The sequence below is a fragment of the Lysinibacillus sp. FSL H8-0500 genome (genome assembly GCF_038051955.1).
In the GTDB taxonomy this organism is placed as follows: domain Bacteria; phylum Bacillota; class Bacilli; order Bacillales_A; family Planococcaceae; genus Lysinibacillus; species Lysinibacillus macroides.
Genome location: NZ_CP150292.1, coordinates 4,032,469 through 4,048,122 on the forward strand (window position 1 = coordinate 4,032,469; position 15,654 = coordinate 4,048,122).

Consider the following 15,654-nt stretch of genomic DNA (forward strand, 5'->3'; position numbering starts at 1 on the left):
AATCGTTTATTACTGATGCTTTTGTATGTCCTGCCTAACCTCTTCTACATCTGTATCACTATAAATAGCTGTTCCATGTCCACCGCTCTGAGCCAGTAATGCCTTTACTTCATTATAAGATAATCCTGCCTCTGCATTTTTTTGCTTTACTTCCTGAATATTCGTACCTGCCGCAGTAAATTGTCTCTCTTTCTCATTATTCATGGTATGTTTCCCCCCTATAATTCATCTGGCTGCATTTCAATTAGCTCATCGCCTTCTCGTTTTACTCGTTTATTGAGCTCTTCAATTGGAATAGCGTCTACCGTTTGCATATCTTCATGCAAATCGAAAAGACTAATGCTATCGGATTCAACCATATCAGGTTTGTCCTTGCTGTTTAAATGCAAAAATTTTTTCTTATCCTCTGGTATTTGTTCCATTATGTCACGCTCCCTTCTCTTTTAATGTGTGCCATGCTTCACAAATCATGTGTCTTTTCGATGGTATTCCGCCAATTGAATAATCCGTACATGCCCTGTATGCAATTCATGATAGATGCCTCTATTATCTGTAAAGGAGATATATTGATCTCGTTCATCTTTTATAAGCTTTTCTGCCTGTTGCTGTGATGCCATATGGACAAATCGTCTAACATAATGTGTGTCATCAAAAAAATACGTGATTTTAAATTCCTTCATCAATAAGCTCCTTCACAATACAATGGTACTGCTTATTGTATCCAAAGAGCCAAAAATTCTTACATTTCCAAAGTTATCTAAATCAGGCTTTGCATATAGTAGAACAATCACTTTTTTATAGGAGGGAATAACGTTGATTCATACAGTCAAAGCTGGAGAAACTCTGTCCCAAATTGCGAGGGACTATCGTACTCCTTTGCAATCGATTATTGCAGCCAATCCAGGAATTCAGCCTGATATTCTTTACATCGGTCAGCAAATTATGATACCGGGCTTTCCTAATCCTGCCACTCTTCCTTATCATATCGAAATTTCGACTACTCATCGTTGGCTGCGTTTGTATAACCATCATGTGCTTCAAAAACAATACCCTATCGCGGTAGGCCGTATGCTACATGAAACACCAGCAGGCAGTTTTATTATTATTAATAAGGCTCCAAATCCAGGTGGTCCATTTGGGACGATGTGGATGAGTTTATCAAAAGAGCATTATGGCATTCACGGAACCAATGATCCTAGTTCTATTGGTCATGCTGTATCACATGGCTGTATTCGTATGCAAAACCGTGACGTTGAAGAGCTTGCTAGCATTGTGCCCATTGGAACTGAAGTTATCATTCATCCGTAAAAATTCCTTCCCCTCTTACACCTAGTCTTTTCGTATAGGATAAAACATTACAAGCTATACTACATAATGGCGTTAGTTAGATAGTTAGTTAGGAGGGAGTATATTGTCCACAAAAAAGCAGCTATTATCCATTTTTGCTCTAGGTGGCATTCATGAAATCGGAAAAAATATGTATGTAGTACAGTATGCAGATAACATAATCATTATTGATTGTGGTGCAAAATTTCCAGATGAAACCTTGCTTGGCATTGATTTAATCATTCCTGATATTAGTTATTTACTTGACAATAAAGAAAAAATTAAAGCCTTAATTGTCACACATGGGCATGAGGATCATATCGGCGGTATTCCATATCTCTTAAAAAAAATCAATGTGCCTGTTTATGCTACTCGCTTCACTTTAGGGCTAATCGAGCTAAAATTAAAGGAGCATAAGCTTTTAAGAGAAACCGATTTAATAGAAATTCATGCAGATGTTACGCTACAATTTGATCCAATAGCTATCAGTTTTTTCAAAACCAACCATAGCATACCGGATTGTTTGGGGATCGTTTTATCTACGCCAGAAGGGAATGTTGTGCATACAGGTGATTTCAAATTTGATTTAACACCTGTTAATAATCAGTTTGCGGATATTCATAAAATGGCAGAAATCGGATCAAAGGGTGTACTTGTGTTAATCTCGGAAAGCACCAATGCTGAAAGACCAGGCTTAACCCCCTCAGAACAGCTTGTTGGGCAGCATATTGAGGAAGCTTTTTTACATGCAGAACGTAAAATTATTATTTCTACCTTTGCCTCCAATGTTAATCGTATTCAACAAATTGTGAATGCGGCTATACTGACCAATAGGAAGCTAGCCTTATTAGGACGTAGTATGGTTAATGTTGTTGATGTTGCAATTGCACGTGGTTATTTGAATGTTCCAGAGGATATGCTAGTTGATGCTCGTGAAGTAAAATATCTTCCACCTGAAGAAGTAGTGGTGCTATCCACAGGTAGTCAAGGTGAGCCTTTAGCTGCACTTGCTCGTTTGGCAAATGGCAACCATCGGGAGGTGAAAATTTTACCAGATGATACAGTGATCCTAGCCGCCTCCCCTATTCCAGGCAATGAGAAGAGTGTTTCTAGGATTGTTGACCATTTATTTCAGCTTGGTGCTAAAGTGATCTATGGCTCTTCCAGTCATACGGGAATGCATGTATCAGGACATGGCTATCAAGAGGATTTAAAGCTTATGCTAACATTAATGAAGCCTAAATTTTTCATTCCTATTCATGGTGAATTTCGTATGCTCCACCAACATCGTTTATTAGCTGAAGCTGTTGGTGTTGAAAAAGGGCATACATTTATACTGAAAAATGGCGACGTTGTGGATATTGAAAATTCAGAGGCTCGGCAAACGCGTAAAATTCCATCTGGAGACACCTATGTAGATGGTATCGGTATAGGTGAAGTTGAGGGCATTGTGCTACGTGACCGTAAGCAGCTTTCAGAGGATGGCATGCTTGTGATTGTCTTAACGCTGAATAAAGCAGATGGCACGTTTATTTCAGAACCAGATACCATTTCACGAGGCTTTGTATATGCAAAGGACTTTGAGGAGCTATTAATGAAGGTGAATATGCTCACAAAAGAAGTGGTCAATGAGCTCCAAACAGAAAGTCAACAGCAAATACATGTTTTTCGTCGGGAAATAAAAAAAGCTGTTGGACAATATTTATTTACACAAACAAAGCGAAAGCCTATGATCTTACCCATTATTATTGAAATTTAACCAAGGAGCCTTTTTAAGGCCTCTCCCTGCACTGAGGCTGGTGACCCTATTCTTTTAGTGAAAGTATGGCGACAGATACAGGTACAGCAAATTTTCAAAAAATATTTAATATTAAAGGCTAGAACTGTCGGAAAAATCTTTTCTGACAGCTCTACTTTGTACTAGTGGTATTTCATTATAGGTTATTTAGCCTTTGAAAGAAATTATGTTCTTGTACATCCTTTAAAAAATGGTCATTGAAAATTTTATGTAGTATTTCCTTATATAAATATTGTAGCTGTTCAAATCCTTGATGCAAGCCTTTGGATTGTTGCCTTGCTAGTTTTGAAATATTGCTAAAATACAGTGGAAGTTCTTCTACTGCTGTTATTAAGGAATCCTTATTTACTAATAATTGTTGAATAGCATTTAAAAGCTGGACGACTTGATATTGGATAGCAATCGTTGGTAAATCAATCATTATCCGATTGATATTGCATCTTTTTTTATTGAGTTGATACCATTTTAAATAATGAAATAAATAATCACTCACAACTATAGATTCGTTTGGTATGATGGCAACAATACCATGACCAATGCACACCTCTGTTGTACATTGATAGAGATATGTGCCCTTCAAATTTATTTTATTCAACAAAATACTATTAGCAGGCACTTGTAAAATTGTACAATGCTCTTGAATATTCTTATTAATTTTCGGTAATAGATGGATATGATTGTCTGTTAATAATTGTTTAAACGTTTCTTTTGTTATAAAAGGAATTCCATCCCTAGTAAAATATTTATCATTCATCATCATTTTACCTATTTTAATTTCTGCTACTTCCTCTAATGAATAGTAGTTCACCATATTTCCATCCTCCAATCTTGTACTGTATTTTATTGCCATCCATATCAAGCTTTCTTATAATGCCTGCTATTTGTTTCTCTAAGGCCATAAAAAAGTATTACTCTAAAGATTGTACCACTTTAATGTAACATTTTCCGCATTATACTATTATAATAGTATAGTCATTTTAGTTGTTTTTCACTAGCTTTTAACATAGAGGTGAATCATATGTCAGATTTTTTAAAGCTAGTGGGTGAACAACTCCGTATTATTCGATTATCTAAAGGGCTGAGTCAGGAAGAAGTAGCCGAAAGAACAGGGAAATTAGGTTTTAGTAAAGGGCGTATTTCCAATATTGAGCATGGACAATCCAATATAACCTTAAGCACATTAGAAACACTTATGAAGGCATTAGATATTTCCCCCGAGGAGCTTTTTAATTTCCACAAATTATCTGGCGTTACTGATATTGAAGAAAAGAACCTCATGCTAGACATTCATCGCTCATTACTGAGAGAACGTAATTTAGACGAGGTAAAATATGTAGTACGCATTACAAAGGATTTTTTAGATACGATTGATTTACAAACAAAGAAAAACAGCTCCGACAGGTAATAGCCCTTGGAGCTGTTTCTTTCTAGCAATTGTTATATACCAAATTTTTGACGATAGCCGCATTTTCTGCATAGCTCTTCCACAGCCTCTCTCCGTGAAAAACCGTCTACAATACGATTAGCGCGTTCTCCCTCTACAATTTCTGTAAAGTTTTTCTCGTGGACATTCCCTAAATTAATCACACCTTCTCCATCGAGACAGCATGGCACAACTGTACCATCCACCAAAATAGCTGCTTGACTACGGAGTGCATGGCAAAAACCTTTCCCCTCATCCTCAGGCGCTAATAGGCTTGGCCATCTAAATTCGTGATCCTGATTCAAATAAATATGAGGACCAATTTTAACCCCTTTACCAGGCTCTACCTTTTCTTCGATATGGTAGTCCAAACCATATTCATTTTCTAAAATTTCTAATGTTTCCCGATTGCGGCGTGCTGCAATATCAGAAATATGATCCTTTTGTAAATTCCATAAACGATAAGAAATAATCGTGTTATATTCCCTAGATTCACGTACAAAATCCAAAATATCCCCTAAATATTTCTCACGGTTTTCTGAACCCTCGTGACCATCAAAGCTATGTAATGAGAAATTAATTTGACGTAATGCTGGCTTACCTAATAATTTTTCACGATTCTTTTTAATAAGTGTACCATTGGTTGTAATATTGACTTTAAAGCCTTTTTCATGAGCAGCATCTAGCAGTTGGTCGATGCGCGGATGTAAAAGCGGCTCCCCTTTCACATGCAAATAAATATATTTTGTATATGGGCGAATTTCGTCTAATATGTTATTAAATTGCTCTACTTTGATAAGCCCTTTCGTGCGAGCTGTTGGCGGACAGAAGCTACATGCTAAATTACAAACACTCGTTATTTCTATATACACCTTTTTAAATGTTCTCAACGTTTTTTCACCGTTCCAGTTCCGTAGATATTCAAATCTTATTTATTTTAACAAATTCATAGGATGGATAGCAAAAAACATACAGCTCCTCGTTTTTTTCATAAAAAAACTTCTATCTGTTCAAATACCCTTTCAACAGATAGAAGCTTTTGCTATACATGACGCTTATAATTTTTTGTCCCATCATATGAATACAGCATCGGCTTATTATCTACAGAGGTTTCCAAATGGACAGGACGCCCCCATAGTCGATAAATATGAGGCAATACATTTTCTAAATAATGGGGGTCTAGCTCCATACCTTCATAGCCATGTACTAAATACAGTTCACCATTGCGTAAATAATCGCCATTTTTCACAACAATATAAGGGAAACCGCCATTAACACGCATGGATACAAGCTGATCTCGTACCATTTCATGATCTTTATCAGTAATACGGTATTCATTGCCCTTCTTTTGAAATAAATATAAATCTTCACGTTTTGCCAAGTCTTTTGTTAAATAGTTGCGTATAAAGGAAATATCGGATTCAATTTCTCTTACCTCAAATATTTTATCACGCCCAGAGTTTGGTTTTATCCCTCGCTCCTTCATCTCCTTTGTAGGATGATTATAGCGATGTTCAATATCCTCAAAAATTTTAATGCCTAGATAATATGGATTAATGGACGTTTTTGATGGCTGCACAACACCTGCATTCAATTTAGCATATTCGATGGTCTCTGCGGTTGTTAGCTGTAACTCACGCATAATGCGCTGATGCCAAAAGGAAGCCCATCCCTCATTCATTATTTTTGTTTCTAGCTGAGGCCAAAAATAAAGCATTTCTTCACGCATCATCGTTAGGATATCTCGCTGCCATTCCTCCAGCTCACGACTATGCTCCTCTAAAAATAACAATAAATCCTTCTCTGGCTTTGGTGGAAAATGCTTTATACGTCGTCTTACTGGTTTATAGACCTTCTCTTTTTCCTCTATACTCCATAAATCATCATAGGGTGATTTTGCTACAGTTTTTTCCTCTTCTAGCTCATCCTCCTCATTCCAAGAGAGCTTTGGCCGCATAAGTGATGGGTCAATATGCTCCTGAATAGCTAATACAGCATCCAAAAACTGCTCGACCTCATCCTTGCCATATTCTCTTTCGTAGCTAGCAATGCGCTCGGCTGTTGCAGTCATACTCTCTACCATATCTCTTCTTGTATTGGAAAAACGAACATTATTTTTAAAAAAGTCACAATGTGCTAATACATGGGCAATAATTAATTTATTTTGGGTCAAGGTATTCGTATCAAGCAAAAATGCATAGCAGGGATTAGAGTTAATGACAAGCTCATAAATCTGACTAAGCCCTAAATCATATTGAAGCTTCATTTTATGAAACTGTTTACCAAAGCTCCAATGTGAAAAGCGTGTAGGCATACCATAGGCTCCAAATGTATAAATAATATCTGCTGGACAAATTTCATAACGCATTGGATAGAAATCTAAACCAAACCCTGAGGCAATTTCAGTAATTTCATCAATGGCTCGTTGAAGCGCTTTTGTATCCATTGTACGCCCCCTCCTTTGAACGTGATACTGATCTTACTCTTCCTCTTTTTTGAAGAAGCTCTTTAACGCATCATACACATCACCTTTTTTGCGCAAAATATGATACCTAAACTTGGGATCATCTATTTTTTTATACGTATACATTAATGTTGAAAAACGATTATGCTGATTGACCTCCCCATAGCCAAACATACTAGAGACATCCATTAACTCTCCAACCAGCTTCAGACATTTTTCATTATCCATTGAAATATTTTCACCATCTGAAAAATGTACAGGATAAATATTGTAGCGAGAAGGATGATATTTTTCCTGAATTAACTCTAATGCCTTTTTATAAGCAGAGGAGCAAATAGTTCCTCCACTTTCACCCTTTGTGAAAAACGCCTCCTCTGTCACAACCTTTGCCTCTGTATGATGCGCAATAAATTCTATTTCAACTGTTTCATATTTTGACCGTAAAAACTTAGTCATCCAAAAGAAAAAGCTACGGGCACAATATTTTTCAAAAGCACCCATCGAACCACTTGTATCCATCATCGCAAGCACAACTGCTTTGGACTCTGGCTTTTCGACTTCATCCCATGTTTTAAAACGCAAATCATCATGATGAATTGGCGTTATTTGTGCTTTGCCCTTCATCGCATTACGCTTTAATGCATTTAAAATAGTGCGCTTTTTATCGACATTGCCCATTAATCCCTTTTTGCGAATATCATTAAATTCTATTTTTTCTGTTTTAATATCTGCCTTTTCCTTCTGTTGTAAATTGGGTAATTCTAATTCGTGAAATAGAACTTTTTGAATTTCCTCCATGCTTACTTCCGCTTCATAGTAATCTTGGCCAGGCTTGTCACCTGCCTCTTTCCCCTTGCCTTGTGCCTGCTTTCCTTGGCTGCCATCACGTGCCACTACATCACCGACATTACTATCGCCTTGTCCCTGCCCTACATGTTTAGAATTATCATAGTTATAACGTATTTTATATTCATCGAGGGAGCGTATTGGAATTTTAATGACCTCGCGACCATTGGACATCACAATACTTTCTTCACTTACTAAATCAGGTAAATTGTTTTTAATCGCATCTTTTACTTTTTCCATATGCCGTTGTTGGTCTTGGTGCCCTTTACGATGGAGGGACCAATTTTCCTGAGAGATAACAAATCCTTTATTTTCGTGTTCAGTCATTTTTATCCTCACCCATCTATTAAATTCACTTTTTCTATACTATGCTTGGAAGCCACGTTCTTGAACTTTTTTCATAAATTCCTTTTTGATGATAAAAGGAGTGCCCTAAAAATCGGACACTCCTATCTAGCTTAGGTCTTTAGCGATTGAGCAAGCTTCCTACATATTGCAATAATTCATTTGCGGATGTTGTATTATAGCCATGCTCATCCACAAGTCTTGCTACAACCTCATTAATTTTTTTGAGCTGCGATTCATCAGGCATTTTTGAGGAGGTTGTAATTTTCACAACATCTTTTAAATCGGCAAACAATTTCTTTTGAATCGCTTCTCGTAATCTTTCATGAGAATTATAGTCAAAGCGTTTACCTTTTCGTGCATAGGCAGAAATACGAATAAGAATTTCCTCACGAAATGCTTTTTTAGCATTTTCTGAGATGCCAATTTGCTCCTCAATCGAGCGCATTAATTTTTCATCAGGATTCATTTCCTCGCCAGTCAATGGATCATGAATTTTATTTTTATTACAAAACGCCTCTACATTATCGAGGTAGTTATTCATCAATGTTTTTGCTGATTCTTCATATGAGTAGACAAATGCCTTTTGCACTTCATTTTTAGCAATTTCATCATACTCTTTACGCGCAACTGCTATATAATTCATATATTTTTCGCGATCCTCTTGAGAAATGGACGCATGCTGATCCAACCCATCCTTTAATGCCCGTAAGACATCTAATGCATTAATAGAAGGTATCTCTTTGCGAATAATTGCAGAAGAAATACGGTTAATAATATAGCGTGGATCAATGCCGTTCATGCCTTCGTTCGGAAACTCTTTTTTCAGCTCCTCCAAGTCAACGGAATTAAATCCCTCCACATTTTCTCCGTCGTACAAGCGCATTTTCTTAATCAGATCCACACCTTGTTTTTTCGGCACTTCTAATCTTGTCAGCACCGAAAAGATCGCTGCGGCCTTTAATGCATGTGGCGCAATATGCACATGGGACATATCACTCTCTTTAATCATCTTTTCATAAATATGCTCTTCCTGACTAACCTTTAAGTTATACGGAATTGGCATCACAATAATACGAGAATGTAATGCCTCATTCTTTTTATTAGAAATAAAGGAGCGATATTCAGTTTCATTTGTATGGGCAACAATCAACTCATCTGCACTAATTAAGGCGAATCTTCCTGCTTTAAAATTACCCTCTTGTGTTAAGGATAATAAATTCCACAAGAACTTTTCATCAAGCTTCAGCATTTCTTGGAATTCCATCATTCCTCGATTCGCCTTATTAAGTTCTCCATCAAAGCGATATGCACGAGGGTCAGACTCTGAGCCAAATTCACCAATCGTTGAAAAATCAATACTTCCTGTTAAATCTGCAATATCCTGTGATTTCGGGTCTGATGGTGTAAATGTTCCTATACCTACACGTTTATCTTCTGAAAAGGTAATACGTTCAATGATCACATTTTCAATGCGTCCCTCATATTCCTTTTCGAGACGCATCGTATTCAAAGGTGATAAGCTTCCTTCAATGCGTATACCATACTCCTCAAAAAAGTCATTACGCAAATGATGCGGAATTAAATGCAATGGGTCCTCATGCATTGGACATCCCTTAATAGCATAAACTGCGCCCTCATCTGTGCGTGAATATTGCTCTAATCCACGCTTTAGCAGGGTAACGATTGTTGATTTACCACCGCTAACGGGACCCATTAATAATAAAATACGCTTTCTAACATCTAACCTGCGTGCTGCTGGATGGAAGTATTCCTCCACCAGTCTTTCAATTGCTGATTCAAGCCCAAAAATTTCATGTCCGAAAAATTTGTACATTTTTTGCCCATCGCGTTCCTCTACACCAGCACTTTTTATCATATTGTAGACGCGTGAATGGGCTGTTTGAGCAACTTCAGGTCTTTCCCTAATAATGTTTAAATACTCTGCAAATGTTCCTTCCCACTTCAGCCTATTTTCTTCTTCGCGATAGTTTTTCACTTTATCTAAAATGTTAATAGCCTTCCCTCCATTCAGGGCTTGATTTATAACATACTATGAAGGAAATGACATGATGATACCCATTACTTTTTCTTTCCTAAAGTTTCTTCATAATTTATCTTGGCTTAGCAAATATCCCAAACACCTGTTGGAGCAAGGTAAAACCTCGAAATGAAAGGTAGCCGAAACATCATTGATTGGTATTTTTTCTACTAATAAGCTTGCTGAAGACAGATCAATAATTTATGAGGCTTTCTCTTCAGCCAACAGGTGTACAGACATCTGCTGAATGAAGATAAAAATTTCGGTTATTCTAACGTTAGAAAGGAGGTCCATCATTGCAGCGCCATTTTCAGTTTCTTTTATTCATTACACTGTTAGGCATTATATTGTATCCTGCTAGCTCTTTTGCGAAGGAGGAGCTGACAGAAGCAGAAATTTTACAGCAGCGTATGTCCTATTATGTACAATTTGATGAATTACTCATTCCTTGGCACTTTTTAGCAGCTATTGATCAGTACGAAAGAAATTTACAATCCGTTCGTAAGGATATTCCAACACGAAAAGGCTATTTGGCTATCCAATTTTCTAATGAATATTGGTCAGGTGCATTAAACCCTGTAAAGGAAGATACGCAACCTGAAACCATTAGCTATTTTGGAGGAATGGGCCTAGATGGTAATAATGACGGTATCGCAAGTCCTCAGGATGATGAAGATGTTATTTTCTCAATGGCTAGCTATTTAGGTAAATTTGGCACCACTGATGAAGATTTTAAATTAGCTCTATGGGAATATTATGGAAGCGAGGAAGCTGTTAATCAAATTTTTACCATTTCAACTTTATATAGACATTTTAAAACCATTGAGCTGGATACACATACCTTCCCCGTCAGCATTCAATCTAATTACAGCTATAAGGGAACGTGGGGGGCTAACAGAGGCTGGGGTGGACGCCGTATCCATGAAGGAACAGATATTTTTGCAAACTATGGAACCCCTGTCTTATCTACCTCATATGGCATTGTTGAAGTAAAAGGCTGGAATCAATTTGGTGGCTGGCGTATTGGTATCCGTGACAATCATAACTCCTACCACTATTATGCCCACCTCGGGAGCTATCATAAGGACATTGAAGTAGGCACAATCGTAGAACCAGGCACTGTGCTTGGCTATGTTGGAAGTTCTGGCTATGGCAAAGAAGGTACATCTGGTAAATTTCCTCCGCATCTTCACTATGGAATATACAAATTTAACGGTAGAACTGAATGGGCATTTGACCCATACCCTTCTCTACTGCAATGGGAGCGACAAGCAAAAAATAAAAAACAATAGAAGATTTTTCTATCGGGAGCACTTCAAGCATTTTGCTGAGAGTGCTTTTTTCAATAAACATATCTCGAAAGGGTATCAAATAATTGTTAGATCACTATATATTTTTGATCGTTTATAGAATAGTACAATCGAAACTATTGTACTAAAAAACTATTTTTCAATAAAGTTCTTATGTATTTATACAAATAGGTATAAAATAATAATCATTATTGATTAATATACTCTGTACAGAGTTAGTATTAGGGGTGGGAAAATGAAGGGGTTTTTTCAGTTTAAAACACTGAAAGCGCGTATTTTAAGTGCATTTATTCTATTATTATTATTCGTAGTTAGCTTTACAACATATACGTATAGTTCCAATACAAGTATGGAAAAGCAGGCGGAAAGTTTAGTAAAGGAAGATTTACTTGTTTTAAATGCTAGTAAAAACTTAGCTTTATCCATGAGTGTCCGTTTATCAGCAGCCCTTAACTATGTCATGACAGGTGATATAGCTCATAAAGAAACATTTAATGATTATCGTGCAATGGCTGAGGAAAATAACGCTATTCTGGAAAAATACGATGACTCTGATGAACGCCAAAGGCTAGTTGAATTAGCACGTAATTGGAGTAATCTTGTAAACACTGAAGTATTCGATGTATATCAAAAGGGAAATAAGGATTTAGCCTTAGCTAATTTGATGGAGGCCCAGAACCTTGTTACCCAAGTTCGCTATGGCTACGAGGAGCTTGCCAATAATCGTGCGCAAGCCATTACAACGATTGGCAATGAGGTGGTTGCAACTAGCTCAAAAAATCGAATAATTGGCATTATTTTTAGCTCACTCTTAACAGTCGCTGGTATTTTCATTGCAATTGTTACAGCAAGTGTCATTGCTAAACCCGTTACCATCGTCGCTAACCGTATGCAGGAATTAGCCGGTGGTAATTTACGGCTTGAACCATTGCCAGTAAAATCACAGGATGAAATTGGTACGCTTATAGTATCTGCGAATGAACTGAACGGAAAATTAAACGAGATGATTCATTCCATCCGTACTGTTTCAGAAACAGTTGCAGCAAGCAGTGAAGAGCTTGCTCAATCGGCAAATGAGGTACAAGCAGGTACTGAGCAAATTACAGTAACAATGCAAGAGCTTGCTTCCGGCACTGAGACACAAGCATCCACGACAGGCGACTTAGCCGAAACAATGACTACCTTTAAGCACAGGATTCATGAAACAACACAGGAAGGAATTGAGCTAAAAGACCATTCCACTCATGTCCAAGATTTAACCGTTACAGGTAAAGGCTTAATGGTACAATCTACAGAGCAAATGGCTACCATTAATGGTATTATGTTAGATTCCGTTAAAAAGATTGAGAGTTTGAATGGGCAATCTGCTGAAATTTCGAAGCTTGTCTCTGTTATCAATGATATTTCCAATCAAACAAATTTACTTGCTTTAAATGCGGCAATTGAAGCGGCACGGGCAGGGGAGCATGGTAAAGGCTTTGCAGTTGTAGCAGATGAGGTTCGTCAACTTGCTGAACAAGTGCAACTTTCTGTTACAGATATTTCTACAATTGTCCACCGTATTCAAGGCGAAACAGGAAATGTAACCAATGCCTTACAAACAAGTTATGAGGAAGTTAAAAAAGGCTCTGTACAGCTTACTCAAACAAATGAAACATTTGAGCATATTTCACATGCAGTAGAGGATATGATGCATAATATTACTACCATTTCAGGTAATTTAAATCAGCTTGCTGAAAATTCCGAAGCTATTAATGCCTCTATTAATAATATGGCCTCTATTTCACAGGAATCGGCAGCGGGTGTTGAACAAACAACAGCTACTGTAGAGGAAACTGCTGCAACAATGGAAGAAATAACACGACACTCTGATCAGCTAGCAGGCATGGCAGAGGAGCTAAATAACCAGCTACAGCAATTTAAAATTTAATAATGTCTGATTTTGTAACATCTCCTTGGTGATGGAGGTATAATATTTTATATAAAAATTAGGACTGCCAGAAAAATTCTCTTTTTCTGACAGTCCTTTTTATTGCCAACGTTGAATCGGAACTCTTTCCAGTTCATGACGTTTAATAATCACACTTATTTTTTGAAACCATTGCTCACACAGCTCTAATGCCTCCACATAGTCCTCTTCATCTCTTGCAATAGGATGGTCACTATTTTCCATAAATATATATTCGACGATAGGGTCTGCTAAATGATCAACTACTAGCTTTAACGAGAGCTGCGAAACCGTCTCTTCCTCGTCTGCTTCCTCAGATTCTCCCAATAATGAGCTACTGATTAAGTAGTTTTTCGCTTTTCGTATCGTCGCTTCATCTTCCACAATTGCTACTTCATATATTTTTTTAAAGGGAATCTCTGTTATTTTTAACGCTTCATCCAATGCTTCTCGCTGTGCCAGAATAAGCCTATTTGTGTGCTCATTTAACAATAATGCATTTAAAAAATCATTTGATATCGTGCACTGTGTATGAGGAATAGCTGTTATCTCTGCCTCACTTGCCTCCCTCATATCAGCTAAACGCTGTAGGGCGCTGGAACGAGCTTTCAGATAACGTACACTGCCTATTCCGACTAATACGACACCAATAATGAAAAAAAGCTGCTGAACAATGATAATGTCGATAGCATTTGCTAGTAAAAGATAGATAATTCCCAACAAAATGAAAAAAATAATTTTCATTTATCCCCCACCCTTGGCTAGAAAAATCATTTACTCTACTAGCAATCATATTCCTAATTCTATCTTTTCATGCTTCCTTCCTATAGACTGCTCACAAAAAAGGCATCGAGCTTATGCTTCTCGATACCTTTTACTCTGTTTATATCACTTACCCCTAAGTGTTTGAATATATTATATGTTTTGTGTAACAAGTAGCACTGATGGTATAAAGGATAGCGCAAACATCGCTACATACCATAGGGATGTACGACGTAATGAGAAACGAACCTTTTTGCGTTCTGCATAAAAAATATCTAACATAATTGCAACAATAAAAGGCATTGTAATACATGCAATAGCAACTAATAAGATGTCAAAATAAACCATACAAGCACCCCTTTATCTGTGAAAAATTTTCGTCTTTTTTGTGAACATTTTATGATAAATTTATTGTACATAATTTCGTCACAAAATGTCAACAGTTTTAATAAAGAAAAGGGGTCTTTTAGATTGACAAATGTATTAGTTTCTATATTTATAAGTTAAGCCTCTTAAAAAATTTCGTACAAATGAATCGCCGCATTCTTTATAATTACGATGTCCTGGATTTCTTAAAATAGCTCCTAGTTCACCTTTAGTAACTTTAATTCCACCATCATATAAAATCTCCAGCATCTCCTCAGTTGTTAAAGCTAAGGCAATTTTCACTTTCTTTAATAGCATATTATTTGGGCTTTCTTTGCCAGACACAGGGAGCGGTCCCTCTGTCTGTCCTTCCCTTGATTTCTGAGGTCCACGTTTAAACGTAATTAAGCCATTAAAAAAAGTCTCTAACATTTTGTTATTACATTTGATGTATTTTTCTGGTGCTTCTTCCTCATCATTAATTTTAATCAGCATATTTAAGACTTCTTCCTTTGTATAATCCATGCCACCTAGTTTAAAAATTTCTACCATATCTACATTTTTGATATCAAGTGCATAGCGTAAACGAATTAAAATATCGTTATTCGTCATTATATTGTTCCTCCTTTAATTAACCTTATATAGTAAAGAGCCAGGCTTAATTATAACAGAGAGTTTGCTGATTATTGCTAGCTTTCCACAAGTTGTTGCTGTTAACAATTAGCGTGTGCATTTCCTACTTTTTAAATGTATGAAAAGTTTAATCGCAACCATTCTAAGCTCAAGGAGGTGAGAACAATGGCTAACAATAACCGCACTTCAAATAAACTTCTAGTACCTGGTGTACATGAAGCTGTCAATCAAATGAAATATGAAATTGCACAAGAGTTTGGCGTTCAGCTTGGGCCAGAAGCATCTTCTCGTGCAAATGGTTCCGTTGGAGGAGAAATTACGAAGCGTCTTGTAGAAATAGCTGAAAAACGTTCAAAAGGTTTATTATAGAACATCACAAGAACGAATCCATA

The 15,654-nt window shown here is 36.9% G+C and carries 17 protein-coding genes; 6 read left to right on the forward strand and 11 right to left on the reverse strand.

What is annotated here, in order from left to right; translation table 11 throughout:
- Window positions 1-9 precede the first annotated feature (9 nt).
- From MHB44_RS19320 to MHB44_RS19330, 3 genes are read right to left on the reverse strand one after another with little or no spacing between them, the layout of a single operon-like run.
- Window positions 10-204: a gamma-type small acid-soluble spore protein gene (locus tag MHB44_RS19320; protein WP_341300485.1), complete on the reverse strand. Its 195-nt coding sequence runs from the start codon at window positions 202-204 to the stop codon at window positions 10-12.
- 14 nt (window positions 205-218) lie between these two features.
- The gene (locus tag MHB44_RS19325) at window positions 219-422 is read right to left on the reverse strand and encodes a hypothetical protein (protein WP_341300486.1); all 204 of its coding nucleotides are present in this window, start codon (window positions 420-422) and stop codon (window positions 219-221) included.
- A gap of 45 nt (window positions 423-467) precedes the next feature.
- On the reverse strand, window positions 468-680 hold the full coding sequence (locus MHB44_RS19330; RefSeq protein WP_341300487.1) for a hypothetical protein: 213 nt from the start codon (window positions 678-680) through the stop codon (window positions 468-470).
- Between the two features lie 133 nt (window positions 681-813).
- Between MHB44_RS19330 and MHB44_RS19335 the strand changes: the two genes are divergently transcribed.
- Together MHB44_RS19335 and MHB44_RS19340 are read left to right on the forward strand one after the other, a co-directional pair.
- Entirely contained in the window at window positions 814-1,308 is a 495-nt protein-coding gene (locus tag MHB44_RS19335) for a L,D-transpeptidase family protein (RefSeq protein ID WP_341300488.1), read from the forward strand.
- A gap of 103 nt (window positions 1,309-1,411) precedes the next feature.
- Entirely contained in the window at window positions 1,412-3,085 is a 1,674-nt protein-coding gene (locus MHB44_RS19340) for a ribonuclease J (protein ID WP_341300489.1), read from the forward strand.
- Window positions 3,086-3,260: 175 nt separating this feature from the next.
- Here the strand turns inward: MHB44_RS19340 and MHB44_RS19345 are convergent, their stop codons facing one another.
- Window positions 3,261-3,935, reverse strand: a complete 675-nt coding sequence (locus tag MHB44_RS19345) for a restriction endonuclease subunit S (RefSeq protein ID WP_341300490.1) — start codon at window positions 3,933-3,935, stop codon at window positions 3,261-3,263.
- 207 nt (window positions 3,936-4,142) lie between these two features.
- Between MHB44_RS19345 and MHB44_RS19350 the strand changes: the two genes are divergently transcribed.
- Entirely contained in the window at window positions 4,143-4,529 is a 387-nt protein-coding gene (locus MHB44_RS19350) for a helix-turn-helix transcriptional regulator (protein WP_341300491.1), read from the forward strand.
- Between the two features lie 32 nt (window positions 4,530-4,561).
- Here MHB44_RS19350 and MHB44_RS19355 read toward each other — a convergent pair whose 3' ends face one another.
- From MHB44_RS19355 to MHB44_RS19370, 4 genes are all read right to left on the reverse strand, one after another.
- Window positions 4,562-5,437, reverse strand: a complete 876-nt coding sequence (locus tag MHB44_RS19355; protein WP_341300492.1) for a radical SAM/SPASM domain-containing protein — start codon at window positions 5,435-5,437, stop codon at window positions 4,562-4,564.
- 152 nt (window positions 5,438-5,589) lie between these two features.
- Window positions 5,590-6,993 (reverse strand): SpoVR family protein, encoded by a 1,404-nt coding sequence (locus tag MHB44_RS19360; protein WP_341300493.1) that lies wholly within the window; start codon window positions 6,991-6,993, stop codon window positions 5,590-5,592.
- A 33-nt stretch (window positions 6,994-7,026) separates the two neighbouring features.
- Window positions 7,027-8,184, reverse strand: a complete 1,158-nt coding sequence (gene yhbH / locus MHB44_RS19365; protein ID WP_341300494.1) for a sporulation protein YhbH — start codon at window positions 8,182-8,184, stop codon at window positions 7,027-7,029.
- 139 nt (window positions 8,185-8,323) lie between these two features.
- Complete coding sequence (locus MHB44_RS19370) at window positions 8,324-10,219, reverse strand: PrkA family serine protein kinase (protein WP_341303008.1); 1,896 nt, start codon at window positions 10,217-10,219, stop codon at window positions 8,324-8,326.
- A gap of 320 nt (window positions 10,220-10,539) precedes the next feature.
- Here MHB44_RS19370 and MHB44_RS19375 point away from each other — a divergent pair, with 320 nt between their 5' ends.
- Window positions 10,540-11,535: a M23 family metallopeptidase gene (locus MHB44_RS19375; RefSeq protein WP_341300495.1), complete on the forward strand. Its 996-nt coding sequence runs from the start codon at window positions 10,540-10,542 to the stop codon at window positions 11,533-11,535.
- 253 nt (window positions 11,536-11,788) lie between these two features.
- Window positions 11,789-13,483 carry a HAMP domain-containing methyl-accepting chemotaxis protein gene (locus MHB44_RS19380; RefSeq protein ID WP_341300496.1) on the forward strand — a complete coding sequence of 565 codons (1,695 nt, stop codon included), beginning with the start codon at window positions 11,789-11,791 and terminating at the stop codon, window positions 13,481-13,483.
- Between the two features lie 99 nt (window positions 13,484-13,582).
- On the opposite strand, the gene MHB44_RS19385 is transcribed toward MHB44_RS19380, so the two are convergent.
- The 3 genes from MHB44_RS19385 to MHB44_RS19395 all read right to left on the reverse strand — a co-directional run bounded on the left by MHB44_RS19385 (window position 13,583) and on the right by MHB44_RS19395 (window position 15,241).
- Entirely contained in the window at window positions 13,583-14,245 is a 663-nt protein-coding gene (locus MHB44_RS19385; RefSeq protein WP_341300497.1) for a hypothetical protein, read from the reverse strand.
- 171 nt (window positions 14,246-14,416) lie between these two features.
- Complete coding sequence (locus MHB44_RS19390; protein ID WP_341300498.1) at window positions 14,417-14,611, reverse strand: hypothetical protein; 195 nt, start codon at window positions 14,609-14,611, stop codon at window positions 14,417-14,419.
- A gap of 135 nt (window positions 14,612-14,746) precedes the next feature.
- Window positions 14,747-15,241, reverse strand: coding sequence for a DUF1456 family protein (locus tag MHB44_RS19395; RefSeq protein WP_341300499.1), 495 nt, complete (start codon window positions 15,239-15,241; stop codon window positions 14,747-14,749).
- Between the two features lie 186 nt (window positions 15,242-15,427).
- Here MHB44_RS19395 and MHB44_RS19400 point away from each other — a divergent pair, with 186 nt between their 5' ends.
- Window positions 15,428-15,631 carry an alpha/beta-type small acid-soluble spore protein gene (locus MHB44_RS19400; RefSeq protein ID WP_341300500.1) on the forward strand — a complete coding sequence of 68 codons (204 nt, stop codon included), beginning with the start codon at window positions 15,428-15,430 and terminating at the stop codon, window positions 15,629-15,631.
- Window positions 15,632-15,654: the final 23 nt, after the last annotated feature.